We start from the raw sequence: 15,468 nt of genomic DNA, 5'->3' as shown, positions 1-15,468 counted from the left end.
CACGGCTCGGCGCTGTTCACGCGCGGCGAGACCCAGGCTCTCGTCATCGCGACGCTGGGCACGGACCGTGACGCACAGCGCATCGACGCGCTGGACGGCGAGTTCGAAGACCGCTTCATGATGCACTACAACATGCCCCCCTTCGCCACCGGCGAGACGGGTCGTGTCGGTAGCCCGAAGCGCCGCGAAATCGGCCACGGCCGCCTCGCCAAGCGCGCGCTGATCGCCGCGTTGCCGAGCAAGGAAGACTTCCCGTACTCGGTGCGCGTGGTCTCGGAAATCACCGAGTCCAACGGCTCGTCGTCGATGGCTTCGGTCTGCGGCGGCTGCCTCGCGCTGAAGGACGCCGGCGTGCCGATGAAGGCCCACGTGGCCGGCATCGCCATGGGCCTGATCAAGGACGCTAACCGCTTTGCCGTGCTGACCGATATCCTGGGTGACGAAGATCACCTCGGCGACATGGACTTCAAGGTGGCCGGCACGACGACCGGCATCACCGCCCTGCAGATGGACATCAAGATCCAGGGCATCACCAAGGAAATCATGCAGGTCGCCCTGGCGCAAGCCAAGGAAGCTCGCCTGCACATCCTCGGCAAGATGACGGAAGCCATGGGCACGGCCAACACCGAGGTGTCGCAATTCGCGCCGCGTCTGTACACGATGAAGATCAACCCGGAGAAGATCCGTGACGTCATCGGCAAGGGCGGCTCCACCATCCGCGCACTGACCGAAGAGACCGGCACGACGATCGACATCGGCGAAGACGGCACGATCACGATCGCCTCGACGGATGCCGACAAGGCCGAACTGGCCAAGAAGCGCATTCAGGAAATCACCGCCGAAGTCGAAGTGGGCAAGATCTACGAAGGCCCGATCGTCAAGATCCTGGACTTCGGCGCCCTCGTGAATCTGCTGCCTGGCAAGGACGGCCTGCTGCACATCAGCCAGATCGCCCACCAGCGCGTCGAGAAGGTCACTGACTTCCTGACCGAAGGCCAAGTGGTCAAGGTCAAGGTGCTCGAGACCGACGAGAAGGGTCGCATCAAGCTGTCGATGAAGGCGCTGATCGACCGTGACGCCGCGCCGGCTCCGGCCGCGCCTGCGGCTGACGTCACGCCGCCTGCTGCGGAGTAATTGACTCAGCGATGAAAGCCATCGCAATCACCCGCCCCGGCGGGCCCGAAGTGCTGGAGCTGGCCGAGAGGCCGGACCCAGTCGCGGGCCCGGGTGAGTGCCTGATCCGCGTTGCAGCTTCGGGCATCAACCGCCCGGACGTGCTGCAGCGCAAGGGCGCCTACCCGCCGCCGCCGGGTGCGAGCGAGCTGCCCGGGCTTGAGGTTGCTGGCGAGATCGTCGCCGGGGACGTCGGAGCCCTGGCCGCGCATGGCTTCAAGCTGGGCGACGAGGTCTGCGCGTTGGTCAACGGTGGTGGCTATGCCGAACTGTGCACGGCGCCGGTAGGCCAATGCTTGCCGGTGCCGCGAGGCTGGACGCTGGCGCAAGCCGCGACGCTGCCCGAGACCTGCTACACCGTCTGGGCCAATGTCTTTGATCGCGTTGGCCTGCAAGCCGGCGAGACGCTGCTGATCCATGGCGGCTCCAGCGGCATCGGCGTGACGGCTATCCAGATCGCCAAGGCGCTCGGCGCCCGTGTGCTGGTGACCGTCGGCAGTGCCGACAAGGCCGAAGCCTGCAAGGCGCTGGGCGCCGACGTCGCCATCAACTACCGCGAACAGGACTTCGTCGCCGAAGCCAAGGCTGCCACGGGCGGTCGTGGCGTCGACGTGATCCTGGACATGGTGGCGGGCGACTACATCGGCCGCGGCGTGCAGGCGCTGGCTGAGGATGGCCGTCTGGCGCTGATCGCGGTGCAGGGTGGCGTGAAGTCGGAGATCGACGCCGGCCTCGTGCTGCGCAAGCGTTTGACGATCACCGGCTCGACGCTGCGCCCGCGCTCGGCGGCATTCAAGGCGGGGCTCGCACGCGCACTGCGTGACAAGGTATGGCCGCTGATCGAAGCAGGACGCGTCAAGCCGGTCGTTTGCCGCGAGCTGCCGGCGGCCCAGGCTGCCGAGGCGCATGCGCTGATGGAATCGAACCAGCACATCGGCAAGATCGTGCTCACATGGCAACGGAGCTGACATGAGAAGAAAACTCGTCGTAGGCAACTGGAAGATGCATGGCAACCGTGCGGCCAACGCGCAGTTGCTTGCCGGCCTCAAAGAAGCCGGCCCCTGGAACGCCGACGTCGCCGTTTGCGTGCCGGCCCTCTACATCGCCGAAACAGCGCTTGCGCTGACAGGCAACGCCATCGCCTACGGTGCGCAGGATTGCTCCTCGCACGAGCAGGGCGCCTACACCGGCGAGGTGTCCAGCGCGATGCTGGCCGACGTTGGCTGCCGCTACGCCATCGTCGGCCACTCGGAGCGACGCGCCTATCACGCGGAGAGCGACCAGCTCGTCGCCGACAAGGCCAAGGCCGCGCTGGCCCACGGTGTGACGCCCATCGTCTGCGTCGGCGAGACGCGCGCCGAGCGCGAAGCAGGCCAGACCGAAGCCGTCGTCAAGCGCCAACTCGCGGCCGTCATCCACACGCTGGCCCACTGCTGCGGCGAGATGGTCGTGGCCTACGAGCCCGTCTGGGCCATCGGCACCGGCCTGACCGCCTCGCCCGCCGAAGCGCAGGCTGTGCACGCTGTGCTGCGCGCCCAGTTGCACGCGGCGACGGACCGTTCTGGCGTCATGCGCATCCTCTATGGCGGCAGCGTCAAGGCCGACAACGCGGCCGAGTTGTTCTCGCAGGCGGACATCGACGGCGGCCTGATTGGCGGCGCGTCGTTGAAGGTGGCCGACTTTGCCGCCATCTGCCGGGCTGCGGCCCACTGAGTTATCCCGGCGTGTGCCATGAGGGCGCCCGTCACAAGAGTTTTGATGGAGTGTTTGGAATGCAGTTCTTTGCAAATCTGGTTTTGATCGTTCAGTTGCTTTCGGCTCTGGCGATCATCGGTCTGGTACTGGTGCAGCACGGCAAGGGTGCCGACATGGGTGCCTCCTTCGGCAGTGGTGCGTCGGGCAGCCTATTCGGCGCCACCGGCAGCGCCAATTTCCTGTCGCGCACCACGGCCGTCGCGGCCACGTTGTTCTTCGGTTGCACGCTGGGCCTTGCCTTCCTGTCCAACGGGCGCACGGCCACTTCGGGCAGTGACAGTGCGTTGGATCGCGCCCCGGTCACCGCGCCCGCGCCGGCTGCTTCCGGCGCTGCTGCCATCCCTGGCGCTGTCGTGGCTCCGGCCGTGCCGGCATCGGTCGCAGCCTCCGCAACAGCGAACTGAATCCCGACTAAAACCCTCGTCTGCTCACCGGGAAGCCCTGACTTTTCGGTATAGAATGCGAGGCTGTCTGGCAAGCAAACCCTCATTAGCTGCCGGGCGATTTGAATACCTGCCGTCGTGGTGAAATTGGTAGACACGCTATCTTGAGGGGGTAGTGGCGAAAGCTGTGCGAGTTCGAGTCTCGCCGACGGCACCAGAACATCGGCTAGGATTCCCGCTGGTCTTGAAGCGGGAGTCAGCCAGAGCGACCTGTCGCTGAGATCGCCTGATTCGGGTTGGTCAAAGCTAGGTTTAAGGCGGGCGCGATCCGCGAGCGAGTTTTTTCGATTCGCTGGTGGCGCGTCCGTTTGCTTTTGTGGCCTGCTTTTTGCAAGTCATGTTGACGAAGTCGTTTTAGTCGACCCGAGAAAGCCCAGATGAATCTCGATCAATACCTGCCTGTCATCCTCTTCATTTTGGTCGGCACGGTGGTCGGGATAGCACCCCAGGTGCTCGGCGCACTGCTCGGCCCGAATCGGCCCGATGCGGCCAAGAACTCCCCTTACGAATGCGGCTTTGAGGCCTTTGAAGACGCGCGCATGAAATTCGACGTGCGTTACTACCTCGTCGCGATTCTGTTCATTCTTTTCGACTTGGAAATTGCCTTCCTGTTTCCCTGGGCCGTGGCGCTCAAGGAGATTGGTGCAACGGGCTTCTGGGCGATGATGATCTTCCTCGGCATTCTGGTCGTCGGCTTTGCCTACGAATGGAAAAAGGGCGCCCTCGATTGGGAATAAGCCTGCGCCGACACAAGCTGGGAATTCGATATGGGTATTGAAGGCGTCTTGAAAGAGGGCTTCGTCACCACCTCGGTGGACAAGCTTATCAACTGGTCCAAGACCGGCTCGCTGTGGCCGATGACGTTTGGCTTGGCTTGCTGTGCCGTCGAGATGATGCACGCGGGCGCCGCTCGCTACGACATCGACCGCTTCGGCATGTTGTTTCGCCCGAGCCCGCGCCAGTCCGACCTGATGATCGTGGCCGGCACGCTGTGCAACAAGATGGCGCCGGCGCTGCGCAAGGTCTATGACCAGATGGCCGAGCCGCGCTGGGTGCTGTCGATGGGCAGCTGCGCCAATGGTGGCGGCTACTACCACTACAGCTATTCCGTCGTGCGTGGTTGCGACCGCATCGTGCCGGTGGACGTCTACGTGCCCGGCTGCCCGCCGACGGCCGAAGCGCTGCTGTACGGCATCCTGCAGTTGCAGGCCAAGATCCGCCGCGAAAACACCATTGCCCGCTGAGCGCCAAGGTATGAGCCTGAATCTCGAAATCCTGGCCCAGCAGGTTGGCGCCATCCTCGGTGAACGCGTCGTCTCGCTTCAGTCCGCCCTGGGTGAACTGACGCTGACCGTGCGTGCGGCCGATTACCTCGAAGTTGCCACCACGCTGCGGGACCACGCCGAACTGAAGTTTGAGCAGTTGATCGACCTTTGCGGCGTCGACTACAGCGAATTCGGCAACGGCGGCTACGAAGGCCAGCGTTACGCCATCGTCAGCCACCTGCTGTCGATCAGCAAGAACTGGCGCCTGCGCCTGAAGGTGTTCGCCACCGATGACGACTTCCCGGCGGTGGCCTCGGTCACCGGCGTGTGGAGTTCGGCCGACTGGTTCGAGCGCGAAGCCTTCGACATGTACGGCGTCATCTTCGACGGCCATGACGACCTGCGCCGCATCCTGACCGACTACGGCTTCATCGGCCACCCGATGCGCAAGGACTTCCCGGTGTCGGGTCACGTCGAGATGCGCTACGACGCCGAGCAGAAGCGCGTCATCTACCAGCCGGTGAGCATCGAGCCGCGCGAGATCACGCCGCGCATCATCCGCGAAGACAAGTACGGCGGAATCTGAACATGGCCGAGATCAAGAACTACACCCTCAACTTCGGCCCGCAACACCCGGCCGCCCACGGCGTGCTGCGCCTGGTGCTGGAGCTGGACGGCGAAGTCATCCAGCGCGCCGACCCCCACATCGGCCTGCTGCATCGCGCGACCGAGAAGCTGGCCGAGAGCAAGACCTACATCCAGTCGCTGCCCTACATGGACCGGCTCGACTATGTGTCGATGATGGCCAACGAGCAGGCCTACTGCCTGGCCATCGAGAAGATGATGGGCATCGAAGTGCCGATCCGCGCGCAATACATCCGTGTGATGTTTGCCGAGATCACGCGCTTGCTGAACCACCTGATGTGGCTGGGCGCGCATGGCCTGGACTGCGGTGCGATGAATGTGCTCATCTATGCGTTTCGCGAGCGCGAAGACCTGTTTGACATGTACGAGGCGGTTTCGGGTGCGCGCATGCATGCGGCCTACTTCCGGCCGGGCGGCGTCTACCGCGACCTGCCGGACACGATGCCCAAGCACCAGGCCAGCAAGATTCGCAATGCCAAGGCCATCGACCGCCTCAACGAGAACCGCCAGGGCTCGCTGCTGGACTTCATCGATGACTTCACGGCGCGCTTCCCGAAGAACGTCGACGACTACGAAACGCTGCTGACCGACAACCGCATCTGGAAGCAGCGCACCGTCGGTATTGGCGTTGTGTCGCCCGAGCGCGCGCTGAATCTGGGCTTCACCGGCCCGATGCTGCGCGGCTCCGGCATCGCCTGGGACTTGCGCAAGAAGCAGCCCTACGACGTGTACGACAAGATGGATTTCGACATCCCCATCGGCACGAATGGCGACACCTACGACCGCTACGTGGTGCGCGTGGAAGAGATGCGCCAGTCCAATCGCATCATCCAGCAGTGCTCGGCCTGGCTGCGTGCTAACGCCGGCCCGGTCATCACCGACAACCACAAGGTGGCGCCGCCTTCGCGCGTGGACATGAAGTCCAACATGGAAGAGCTGATCCACCACTTCAAGCTCTTCACCGAGGGCTTCCACGTGCCCGAGGGCGAGGCCTATGCGGCCGTCGAGCACCCGAAGGGCGAGTTCGGCATCTACATGGTCAGCGACGGCGCCAACAAACCCTATCGCCTGAAGATCCGCGCGCCGGGCTTTGCCCATTTGGCAGCGCTGGACGAGATGGGTCGCGGCCACATGATTGCGGACGCCGTCGCCATCATCGGCACCATGGACATCGTGTTCGGCGAGATTGATCGATGAGCAGCTACCAACTCTCTGACGCCACCCGCGCGCGCTTCGACCGCGAGGTCGCCAAGTACCCCTACGAACTGCGCCAGTCGGCCGTCATGGCCTGCTTGGCCATCGTGCAGCAGGAAGAGGGCTTCGTGCCGCGCGCTGCGGAGGATGCAATCGCCGCTCATCTCGGCATGGCGCCTATCGCCGTGTACGAGGTGACGACCTTCTACAACATGTACAACCAGCGCCCGGTTGGCAAGTTCAAGCTGGGCGTCTGTGCCAACCTGCCTTGTCAACTGCGCGACGGCCAGCACGCGCTGGACCACCTTTGCGGCAAGCTGGGCATCGAGCAGGGCGGTACGACGGCCGACGGCCTGTTCACCGTGCAGAAGACCGAGTGCCTGGGCGCCTGCGCCGACTCGCCGGTGATGCTGGTCAACGACCGCCAGATGTGCAGCTTCATGACGAATGACCGCCTCGATGAGTTGGTCGATGTGTTGCGCGCTGAAGCTGCGAAGGCCTGAGGACGACATGCTGGACCTCACCAAATTCCAATCCACGGGCGCCGAGACCTGTTTCCATGGCCGCCACATCACGCCCCAGATCTACGACGGGCTGGACGGCAAGAACTGGTCGATCAAGGACTATGAAGCTCGCGGTGGCTACGCGGCGCTGAAGAAAATCCTCGCGGCTGACGGCGGCATGACGGCCGATCAGGTCATTGCCGAAGTGAAGACCTCGGCGCTGCGCGGCCGCGGCGGCGCGGGTTTCCCGACCGGCCTGAAGTGGAGCTTCATGCCGCGCCAGTTCCCGGGTGCAAAGTATCTCGTCTGCAACTCGGACGAAGGCGAGCCGGGCACCTGCAAGGACCGCGACCTGCTGATGTTCAATCCGCATCAGGTCATCGAAGGCATGGCCATCGCCGCGTTCGCGATGGGCATCAAGGTCGGCTACAACTACATCCACGGTGAGATCTTCGAGGTCTACGAGCGCTTCGAAGCGGCCCTGGAAGAAGCGCGTGCCGCTGGCTACCTCGGCGACAACATCCTCGGCTCGACCTTCAGCTTTCAACTGCACGGCCACCACGGCTTTGGCGCCTACATCTGCGGCGAAGAGACCGCGTTGCTGGAGTCGCTCGAAGGCAAGAAGGGCCAGCCGCGCTTCAAGCCGCCGTTCCCGGCCAGCTTCGGCCTGTACGGCCGGCCGACGACGATCAACAACACCGAGACGTTTGCGGCGGTGCCCTGGATCATCCGCAATGGCGGCCAGGCCTACCTCGACATCGGCAAGCCCAACAACGGCGGCACCAAGCTGTTCTCGGTGTCCGGCGACGTGGAACGCCCGGGCAATTACGAGATCCCGCTGGGCACGCCGTTCTCCGTGCTGCTGGAGATGGCCGGTGGCGTGCGCAAGGGCCGCACGCTCAAGGCCGTGATCCCTGGCGGTTCGTCCGCCCCGGTGCTGACGGCCGAAGTGATGATGCAGTGCACGATGGACTACGACTCCATCGCCAAGGCCGGCTCCATGCTGGGTTCGGGCGCCGTCATCGTCATCGACGACTCGCGCTGCATGGTGCAGAGCCTGTTGCGCCTGTCCTACTTCTACGCCCACGAGTCCTGCGGACAGTGCACGCCCTGCCGCGAAGGCACCGGCTGGATGCACCGCGTGCTGGAACGCATCTATCACGGCGAGGGCAGGGCAGAGGATATCGACCTGCTGAACTCGGTGGCAGACAACATCCAGGGCCGCACGATCTGTGCGCTGGGCGACGCTGCGGCGATGCCTGTGCGCGCCATGATCAAGAACTTCAAACACGAGTTCTTGCACCTGATTGAACACAAGAAGCCCCTGGTGGCTCCGACCTGAGCGCCTAGAGAAACACCACCATGGTTGAAATCGAACTCGACGGTCAGAAGGTAGAAGCCAAGGAAGGCAGCATGATCATGCATGCCGCCGAAAAGGCCGGAACCTACATCCCGCACTTCTGCTATCACAAGAAGCTGAGCATCGCGGCCAACTGCCGCATGTGCCTGGTGGACGTGGAAAAGGCGCCCAAGCCCATGCCCGCCTGCGCCACGCCGGTGACGCAGGGCATGATCGTCCGCACCAAGAGCGACAAGGCGATCAAGGCGCAGCAGGGCGTCATGGAATTCCTGCTGATCAACCACCCGCTGGACTGCCCCATCTGCGACCAGGGCGGCGAATGCCAGCTGCAGGACCTGGCCGTGGGCTACGGCGCAGGCAAGAGCCGCTACACCGAAGAGAAGCGCGTCGTCTTCCACAAGAACGTCGGCCCGCTGATCTCGATGGAAGAGATGAGCCGCTGCATCCACTGCACCCGCTGCGTGCGCTTCGGCCAGGAGATCGCCGGCGTCATGGAATTGGGCATGGCCCACCGCGGCGAGCACAGCGAGATCCAGACCTTTGTCGGCCGCACGGTGGACTCCGAACTGTCGGGCAACATGATCGACATCTGCCCGGTCGGCGCGCTGACCAGCAAGCCCTTCCGCTACAGCGCCCGCACCTGGGAGCTCTCCCGTCGCAAGTCAGTCTCCCCGCACGATTCGACCGGCGCCAACCTGGTCGTCCAGGTCAAGAACCACCAGGTCCTGCGCGTCGTGCCGTTGGAGAACGAAGACGTCAACGAATGCTGGATCGCCGACCGCGACCGCTTCAGCTACGAAGCGCTGAACAGCGACGCGCGCCTGACCGCGCCGATGATCAAGCAGGGCGGCGCCTGGAAACAGGTCGACTGGACGACGGCGCTGGAATACATCGCCAACGGCCTGAAGTCGATCAAGACTGACCATGGCGCGGCGTCCATCGGTGCGCTGGGCTCGCCGCACAGCACCGTCGAGGAACTGCACTTGCTCGCACAACTCGTACGCGGCCTGGGCAGCGACAACATTGATCACCGCCTGCGCCACAGCGACTTCGGCAATGCCGCCGCAGCGGGCCAGGCGCACTGGCTGGGCACGTCGATCGCGAGCCTGTCCGAGCTGGACCGCGCCCTCGTCGTCGGCTCCAACCTGCGCAAGGACCATCCGCTGTTCGCCGCCCGCCTGCGCCACGCTGCGCGCCGTGGTGCCGCGATCAGCCGCATCGGCGTGAGCCAGGACGACTGGCTGATGCCGCTCGCCGCCTCGGTCTCTGTCGCACCTTCGGGCTGGGTACAAGCCCTGGCCGACGTGGCCGCAGCGATTGGCGATGGCGCGCCGCTGGCCGGCACCGCCACCGATGCAGCCAAGGCCATCGCCGGCGACCTGCAATCGGGCCAACGCAAGGCCATCCTGCTGGGCAACGCCGCCGCTGAACATCCGCAAGCCACCAGCCTGCTGGCGCTGGCGCAATGGATAGGCGCACAGACCGGCGCCAGCGTCGGCTATCTGACCGCTGCCGCCAACACGGTCGGCGCCCAACTCGTCAAGGCGCAGCCGCAGATCGACGGCCTGAACGCCGGCCAGATGCTGACCGGCACGCCGCTGAAGGCTGCGCTGCTGCTGAACACCGACCCGGTGCTCGACTCCGCCAACGCCGCCGCCGCAGCCAAGGCTCTGGAAGCCGCCGAGATGGTCGTGATACTGAGCCCATTCAAGTCCGGTCTCGAATACGCCGATGTGCTGCTGCCCATCGCGCCGTTCACGGAGACCTCGGGCAGTTTCGTCAACGCCGAGGGTCGCCTGCAAAGCTTCGTCGGCGTCGTCCGCCCGCTGGCCGAGACGCGCCCGGGCTGGAAGGTGCTGCGCGTGCTGGGCAATCTGCTCGGTTTGGCTGGCTTCGACCAGGACAGCTCCGAGCAGGTGCGCGAGCAGGCGCTGGGTGGCGACGTCTCTGCTCGCCTGAGCAATGCGACATTGGCGCCAGCGCAAGTCGTTGCGCGTGGTGAAGGCATCGAGCGCTTCGCCAACCTGCCCATCTACGCAACCGACGCGTTGGTGCGCAACTCGACCTCGCTGCAGCTGACGACCGACGGCCGCGAAGCTGCCACGGTCGGCCTGCCCACGGCGCTGTGGCAACAACTCGGCCTGCAAGCCGGCGATCTGGTTCGCGTCGTGCAAGACGGTGGCGCGGCGCAGTTGCCCGCCCGCCTCGAAGCCGGCCTGCCCGACGGCGTGGCCCGCGTGCCCGCCGGCCTCGCACAAACCGCTGCGCTGGGTGCCGCCTTCGGCACGCTGACGCTGAGCAAGGTCTGAGGGACCCTGAAGAAATGATCGACTCTCTCTACCAAAACGGCGCCTCGCTGCTGGGGGCCTTGTGGCCGCTGGTCTGGAGCCTGCTGAAGATCATCGCGGTCATCCTGCCGCTGCTGGGCTGCGTGGCCTACCTGACGCTGTGGGAGCGCAAGGCCATCGGCTGGTCGCAGATCCGCCCGGGCCCGAACCGCGTTGGGCCTTATGGCCTGCTGACCCCCATCGCCGATGCAGTCAAGCTGATCTTCAAGGAGATCATCAAGCCGGCCGCTGCGCACAAGGGCCTTTTCTTCCTCGGCCCGGTCATGACCATCATGCCGGCGCTGGCCGCCTGGGCCGTCGTGCCCTTCGGCCCGGATGCTGCAGTCGCCAACGTCAATGCCGGCCTGCTGTTCCTGATGGCGATCACGTCGCTCGAGGTCTATGGCGTCATCATTGCCGGCTGGGCCTCCAACTCCAAGTACGCCTTCCTCGGCGCGCTGCGCGCGTCGGCGCAGATGGTCTCCTACGAGATCTCGATGGGCTTCGCCCTCGTCATCGTGCTGATGGTGACCGGCAGCCTGAACATGACGGAAATCGTCATGGTGCAGGCCAAGGGCACGTTCGCCAACATGGGCCTGACCTTCCTGTCCTGGAACTGGCTGCCGCTGTTCCCGATCTTTATCGTCTACTTCATTTCGGGCCTGGCCGAAACCAACCGCCACCCGTTCGACGTTGTCGAAGGCGAGTCGGAAATCGTTGCCGGCCACATGATCGAGTACTCGGGCATGTCGTTCGCGATGTTCTTCCTGGCCGAGTACGCCAACATGATCCTCGTGTCATGCCTGGCCGTCCTCATGTTCCTGGGCGGCTGGACGGCACCGATCTCCTGGAGCTTGTTCGGCATGGAGCCGCCGGCCTTCATCCAGCACACGATGGCGTTCTGGAACTGGGCCTGGCTGTTCGGCAAGACCTTCTTCGTCGTCACGATGTTCCTGTGGGTGCGTGCCACGTTCCCGCGCTTCCGCTACGACCAGATCATGCGTCTGGGCTGGAAGATCTTCATTCCCATCACGCTGATCTGGCTGGTCGTTGTGGGTGCCTGGATGCAATTGCCGGCTCCGTACAACATCTGGAAGTGAGGCGGCGCCCATGACTGCAATCACGAATTTCGCGAAGACGTTCTTCCTCTGGGAACTGCTCAAGGGGATGAAGCTCACCGGGAGGCATTTCCTCTCGCGCAACATCACCATCCAGTTCCCCGAGGAGAAGACACCGCTCTCGCCGCGCTTCCGCGGCCTGCATGCGCTGCGCCGTTATGAAAACGGTGAAGAGCGCTGCATCGCCTGCAAGCTCTGCGAGGCTGTGTGCCCGGCGTTGGCCATCACCATCGAGAGCGACGTGCGCGCCGACGGCAGCCGCCGCACCACGCGCTACGACATCGACCTGACCAAGTGCATCTTCTGCGGCTTCTGCGAAGAGAGCTGCCCGGTGGACTCCATCGTCGAGACGAGCATCTTCGAATACCACGGAGAAAAGCGCGGCGACCTGTACTTCACCAAGGACATGCTGCTGGCAGTCGGTGACAAATACGAGACCGAGATCGCAGCCCAGAAGGAGGCCGACGCTAAATATCGTTGACCCCTCGTCCGGGAGTACCCGGCCGGTCCCCCGAGGGGACGCAGATGAACGCCGGCAAGCGCCGCCGTCCACATCTGCCCGAGTCGTCCTTGGGACGGCCCGGCGGACGCCCCGGATCCAGGTCACCAATGTTTGCCTGAGCACATATGGACATCACGACCATCCTTTTCTACGTCTTCTCCGGCATCTTGCTGGTGTCGTCGTTCCGCGTCATCACCGCGCGCAGCACCGTGCATGCGGCGCTGTTCCTGATCCTGTCGTTTTTCACGGCGTCCTGCATCTGGATGCTGCTGCAGGCCGAGTTCTTGGCGATTGCGCTGGTGCTCGTCTACATCGGCGCGGTGATGGTGCTCTTCCTCTTCGTCGTCATGATGCTGGACCTGAACACGGACAGCATGCGTGAAGGCTTCTGGAAGCACCTGCCGCTCGCGGCCGTCGTGGGGGCACTGATCGCCTTCGAGATGGGCATCGTGCTGATGGGCGGCTTCCAGCTGGCCGACGCGCCGGTGGCCACCGCCGAGCAGATCAGCATGGGCAACACCAAGCTGCTGGGCATCGAGGTCTACACCGCCTACCTGTACCCGCTGCAGATTGCGGCAGTGCTGCTGCTGGTCGCCATCGTCGCGGCCATCGCCTTGACGCTGCGCCGCCGCAAGGACTCGCGCGCCATGGACCCGTCCGAGCAGATCAAGGTCACCAAGGCCCAGCGCCTGAAGATCGTCAAGATGGCGCCCACCGTCAGCGCAACGCCGGCGCCGCCCGCCTCACCTACCGAAGGAGGCAAGGCATGATCGGCGCCGCTGCTGGATTGACCCTGGGCCATTTCCTGACGCTCGGCGCGATGCTGTTCGCGCTGTCGGTGATCGGCATCTTCCTGAACCGCAAGAACCTGATCGTGCTGCTGATGGCGATCGAGCTGATGCTGCTGGCGGTCAACCTGAACTTCGTTGCCTTCTCGCACTATCTGCCCGTCGAGGCCGACAAGATGGCCGGCCAGGTCTTCGTGTTCTTCATCCTGACCGTCGCGGCGGCCGAGTCGGCCATCGGCCTGGCCATCCTCGTCGTGCTGTTCCGCAACCGCGCCAGCATCAACGTCGAAGAACTCGACGAGCTCAAGGGCTAAGGGCACACCAGATGTCTGCACAACTCTCCCAGAACCTGCTGCTGACGGTGCCACTGGCGCCGCTCGCGGGCGCCATCGTTGCCGGCTTCTTTGGCAAGACGGTGGGCCGCCGCGGCTCGCACATCGTCACCATCCTCGGCGTGCTGATCGCCTTCATCCTGTCGGCCCAGACGCTGTACAGCGTGGCGGTCGATGGTGCTCGCTTCAACGCCACCATCTACGAGTGGATGAACCTCGGTTCGTTGAAGATGGAAGTTGGCTTCCTCATCGACGGTCTGACCGCCATGATGATGTGCGTCGTGACCTTCGTGTCGCTGATGGTGCACATCTACACCATCGGCTACATGGAAGAGGACGACGGCTACCAGCGCTTCTTCTCGTACATCTCGCTGTTCACGTTCAGCATGTTGATGCTGGTCATGAGCAACAACATGCTGCAGCTGTTCTTCGGCTGGGAAGCGGTGGGCCTGGTGTCGTACCTGCTGATCGGCTTCTGGTACAAGAAACCGACGGCCATCTTTGCCAACATGAAGGCCTTCCTGGTGAACCGGGTCGGTGACTTCGGCTTCATCCTCGGCATCGGCCTGCTGGTCGCTTTTGGCGGCACGCTGAACTACGCGGAGACGTTTGCCAAGGCGGACCTGCTGTCGAAGATGAGCTTCCCGCTGCCGTTGTGGGGTGGCGACTGGTCACTGATGACGGTCACCTGCATCTGCCTGTTCATCGGTGCGATGGGCAAGTCGGCGCAGTTCCCGCTGCACGTCTGGCTGCCCGACTCGATGGAAGGCCCGACGCCCATCTCCGCGCTGATCCACGCGGCGACGATGGTGACGGCCGGCATCTTCATGGTGGCGCGCATGTCGCCGCTGTTCGAGCTGAGCGACACGGCGCTGAACTTCGTCATGGTGATCGGCTCGATCACGGCGCTGTTCATGGGATTCCTGGGCATCATCCAGAACGACATCAAGCGCGTCGTCGCCTACTCGACGCTGTCACAGCTCGGCTACATGACCGTGGCCCTGGGCGCCTCGGCCTACTCGGTCGGCGTGTTCCACCTGATGACGCACGCCTTCTTCAAGGCGCTGCTGTTCCTCGGCGCGGGCTCCGTCATCATCGGCATGCACCACGATCAGGACATCCGCAACATGGGCGGCCTGCGCAAGTACATGCCCATCACCTGGATCACGTCGCTGCTGGGTTCGCTGGCGCTGATCGGCACGCCGCTGTTCTCGGGCTTCTACTCGAAAGACTCGATCATCGAGGCCGTGCACGCCAGCCATCTTCCGGCTGCGGGCTTCGCCTACTTCGCCGTCATCGCCGGCGTGTTCGTGACGGCCTTCTACTCGTTCCGGATGTACTTTCTCGTCTTCCACGGCAAGGAGAATTTCCGTCACAAGCCCTTCCCGGGCGAACACGACCACCACGACGACGACCATGGCCACGGGCATGACGCGCATGTGCACGTGCCGCACGAGTCGCCCGCCGTTGTCTGGGTACCGCTGGTACTGCTGGCCATTCCGTCGGTTGTCATCGGCTTCATGACGATCCAGCCGATGCTGTTCGGCGACTTTTTCAAGGATGCCATCCTCGTCAACGAGCACGCCCACCCGGCGATGGAGGAACTCGCCGGTGACTTCCACGGCGCCGCTGCGATGGCCCTGCATGGCCTGACCTCGCTGCCCTTCTGGCTGGCCCTGTCCGGCGTCGTCACGGCCTATGTGTTCTACATGGTCGCGCCGCAGATCCCGGCCACGCTGGCCAGGGTGCTGCGCCCGCTGATCGTCGTGCTGGAGAACAAGTACTTCCTGGACTGGTTCAACGAGAACGTGCTGGCTCGCGGCGCTCGTCTCCTGGGCACCGGCCTGTGGAAGGGCGGCGACGGCGCGCTGATCGACGGGCTCATCATCAACGGTTCGGCCCGCACGGTGGGCGGCATTGCTGGCCTAGTGCGCCGCCTGCAGAGCGGCCACCTGTATTGGTATGCCCTCGTCATGATCCTCGGCGTCACCGGTCTGATGACCTGGCAGCTCTGGCCCTACATCGAGCCCCAGTTCAAGTCGCTGCTCGGGGCTTGAGGAGAT

General features: G+C 64.2%; 16 protein-coding genes and 1 tRNA gene. All 17 read left to right on the top strand.

From position 1 onward, the window contains the following. Window positions 1-1,134 (top strand): polyribonucleotide nucleotidyltransferase (pnp, locus tag ABIS05_RS13770; RefSeq protein WP_348010683.1); only part of this gene is annotated, 1,134 nt, incomplete at its 5' end. Between the two features lie 11 nt (window positions 1,135-1,145). Next, window positions 1,146-2,141: an NAD(P)H-quinone oxidoreductase gene (locus tag ABIS05_RS13765; RefSeq protein WP_348010682.1), complete on the top strand. Its 996-nt coding sequence runs from the start codon at window positions 1,146-1,148 to the stop codon at window positions 2,139-2,141. A gap of 1 nt (window position 2,142) precedes the next feature. After that, on the top strand, window positions 2,143-2,886 hold the full coding sequence (gene tpiA / locus ABIS05_RS13760; protein ID WP_348010681.1) for a triose-phosphate isomerase: 744 nt from the start codon (window positions 2,143-2,145) through the stop codon (window positions 2,884-2,886). A 59-nt stretch (window positions 2,887-2,945) separates the two neighbouring features. After that, window positions 2,946-3,332 (top strand): preprotein translocase subunit SecG, encoded by a 387-nt coding sequence (secG, locus tag ABIS05_RS13755; protein ID WP_348010680.1) that lies wholly within the window; start codon window positions 2,946-2,948, stop codon window positions 3,330-3,332. 111 nt (window positions 3,333-3,443) lie between these two features. Continuing rightward, a tRNA-Leu gene (locus ABIS05_RS13750) sits at window positions 3,444-3,528 on the top strand. Between the two features lie 220 nt (window positions 3,529-3,748). Next, a complete protein-coding gene (locus ABIS05_RS13745) occupies window positions 3,749-4,108 on the top strand; it encodes an NADH-quinone oxidoreductase subunit A (RefSeq protein WP_348010679.1) in 360 nt (119 codons plus the stop codon). A gap of 30 nt (window positions 4,109-4,138) precedes the next feature. Then, entirely contained in the window at window positions 4,139-4,615 is a 477-nt protein-coding gene (locus ABIS05_RS13740) for an NADH-quinone oxidoreductase subunit B family protein (RefSeq protein WP_046113908.1), read from the top strand. A gap of 10 nt (window positions 4,616-4,625) precedes the next feature. Then, window positions 4,626-5,222, top strand: a complete 597-nt coding sequence (locus tag ABIS05_RS13735; RefSeq protein ID WP_348010678.1) for an NADH-quinone oxidoreductase subunit C — start codon at window positions 4,626-4,628, stop codon at window positions 5,220-5,222. A gap of 2 nt (window positions 5,223-5,224) precedes the next feature. After that, entirely contained in the window at window positions 5,225-6,478 is a 1,254-nt protein-coding gene (locus ABIS05_RS13730; RefSeq protein ID WP_348010677.1) for an NADH-quinone oxidoreductase subunit D, read from the top strand. Next, entirely contained in the window at window positions 6,475-6,978 is a 504-nt protein-coding gene (nuoE, locus tag ABIS05_RS13725) for an NAD(P)H-dependent oxidoreductase subunit E (RefSeq protein ID WP_348010676.1), read from the top strand. Before ABIS05_RS13730 ends, nuoE begins: the two co-directional genes overlap by 4 nt. A 7-nt stretch (window positions 6,979-6,985) precedes the next feature. Next, window positions 6,986-8,320, top strand: coding sequence for an NADH-quinone oxidoreductase subunit NuoF (gene nuoF / locus ABIS05_RS13720; RefSeq protein ID WP_348010675.1), 1,335 nt, complete (start codon window positions 6,986-6,988; stop codon window positions 8,318-8,320). A gap of 20 nt (window positions 8,321-8,340) precedes the next feature. Continuing rightward, entirely contained in the window at window positions 8,341-10,647 is a 2,307-nt protein-coding gene (nuoG, locus tag ABIS05_RS13715) for an NADH-quinone oxidoreductase subunit NuoG (RefSeq protein ID WP_348010674.1), read from the top strand. A gap of 14 nt (window positions 10,648-10,661) precedes the next feature. Next, window positions 10,662-11,765, top strand: coding sequence for an NADH-quinone oxidoreductase subunit NuoH (gene nuoH / locus ABIS05_RS13710; RefSeq protein ID WP_348010673.1), 1,104 nt, complete (start codon window positions 10,662-10,664; stop codon window positions 11,763-11,765). A gap of 10 nt (window positions 11,766-11,775) precedes the next feature. Continuing rightward, a complete protein-coding gene (gene nuoI / locus ABIS05_RS13705; protein ID WP_348010672.1) occupies window positions 11,776-12,264 on the top strand; it encodes an NADH-quinone oxidoreductase subunit NuoI in 489 nt (162 codons plus the stop codon). 146 nt (window positions 12,265-12,410) lie between these two features. Beyond that, window positions 12,411-13,055, top strand: a complete 645-nt coding sequence (locus tag ABIS05_RS13700) for an NADH-quinone oxidoreductase subunit J (RefSeq protein ID WP_348010671.1) — start codon at window positions 12,411-12,413, stop codon at window positions 13,053-13,055. After that, on the top strand, window positions 13,052-13,387 hold the full coding sequence (gene nuoK, locus ABIS05_RS13695) for an NADH-quinone oxidoreductase subunit NuoK (protein ID WP_348010670.1): 336 nt from the start codon (window positions 13,052-13,054) through the stop codon (window positions 13,385-13,387). The genes ABIS05_RS13700 and nuoK overlap by 4 nt, the downstream gene beginning before the upstream one ends. Before the next feature lie 11 nt (window positions 13,388-13,398). Further along, complete coding sequence (gene nuoL, locus ABIS05_RS13690; protein WP_348010669.1) at window positions 13,399-15,462, top strand: NADH-quinone oxidoreductase subunit L; 2,064 nt, start codon at window positions 13,399-13,401, stop codon at window positions 15,460-15,462. Window positions 15,463-15,468: the final 6 nt, after the last annotated feature.

The organism is Roseateles sp. (assembly GCF_039929605.1).
Classification (GTDB): Bacteria; Pseudomonadota; Gammaproteobacteria; order Burkholderiales; family Burkholderiaceae_C; genus Pelomonas.
The sequence above is the reverse complement of the archived record's forward strand: the minus strand, read 5'-3'. Positions and strand labels throughout refer to the sequence as shown.

Coding starts and splice junctions, on each gene's coding strand:
- ABIS05_RS13765 (WP_348010682.1), top strand. CDS start 1,146: ATGAAAGCCATCGCAATCACCCGCCCCGGCGGGCCCGAAGTGCTGGAG.
- tpiA (WP_348010681.1), top strand. CDS start 2,143: ATGAGAAGAAAACTCGTCGTAGGCAACTGGAAGATGCATGGCAACCGT.
- secG (WP_348010680.1), top strand. CDS start 2,946: ATGCAGTTCTTTGCAAATCTGGTTTTGATCGTTCAGTTGCTTTCGGCT.
- ABIS05_RS13745 (WP_348010679.1), top strand. CDS start 3,749: ATGAATCTCGATCAATACCTGCCTGTCATCCTCTTCATTTTGGTCGGC.
- ABIS05_RS13740 (WP_046113908.1), top strand. CDS start 4,139: ATGGGTATTGAAGGCGTCTTGAAAGAGGGCTTCGTCACCACCTCGGTG.
- ABIS05_RS13735 (WP_348010678.1), top strand. CDS start 4,626: ATGAGCCTGAATCTCGAAATCCTGGCCCAGCAGGTTGGCGCCATCCTC.
- ABIS05_RS13730 (WP_348010677.1), top strand. CDS start 5,225: ATGGCCGAGATCAAGAACTACACCCTCAACTTCGGCCCGCAACACCCG.
- nuoE (WP_348010676.1), top strand. CDS start 6,475: ATGAGCAGCTACCAACTCTCTGACGCCACCCGCGCGCGCTTCGACCGC.
- nuoF (WP_348010675.1), top strand. CDS start 6,986: ATGCTGGACCTCACCAAATTCCAATCCACGGGCGCCGAGACCTGTTTC.
- nuoG (WP_348010674.1), top strand. CDS start 8,341: ATGGTTGAAATCGAACTCGACGGTCAGAAGGTAGAAGCCAAGGAAGGC.
- nuoH (WP_348010673.1), top strand. CDS start 10,662: ATGATCGACTCTCTCTACCAAAACGGCGCCTCGCTGCTGGGGGCCTTG.
- nuoI (WP_348010672.1), top strand. CDS start 11,776: ATGACTGCAATCACGAATTTCGCGAAGACGTTCTTCCTCTGGGAACTG.
- ABIS05_RS13700 (WP_348010671.1), top strand. CDS start 12,411: ATGGACATCACGACCATCCTTTTCTACGTCTTCTCCGGCATCTTGCTG.
- nuoK (WP_348010670.1), top strand. CDS start 13,052: ATGATCGGCGCCGCTGCTGGATTGACCCTGGGCCATTTCCTGACGCTC.
- nuoL (WP_348010669.1), top strand. CDS start 13,399: ATGTCTGCACAACTCTCCCAGAACCTGCTGCTGACGGTGCCACTGGCG.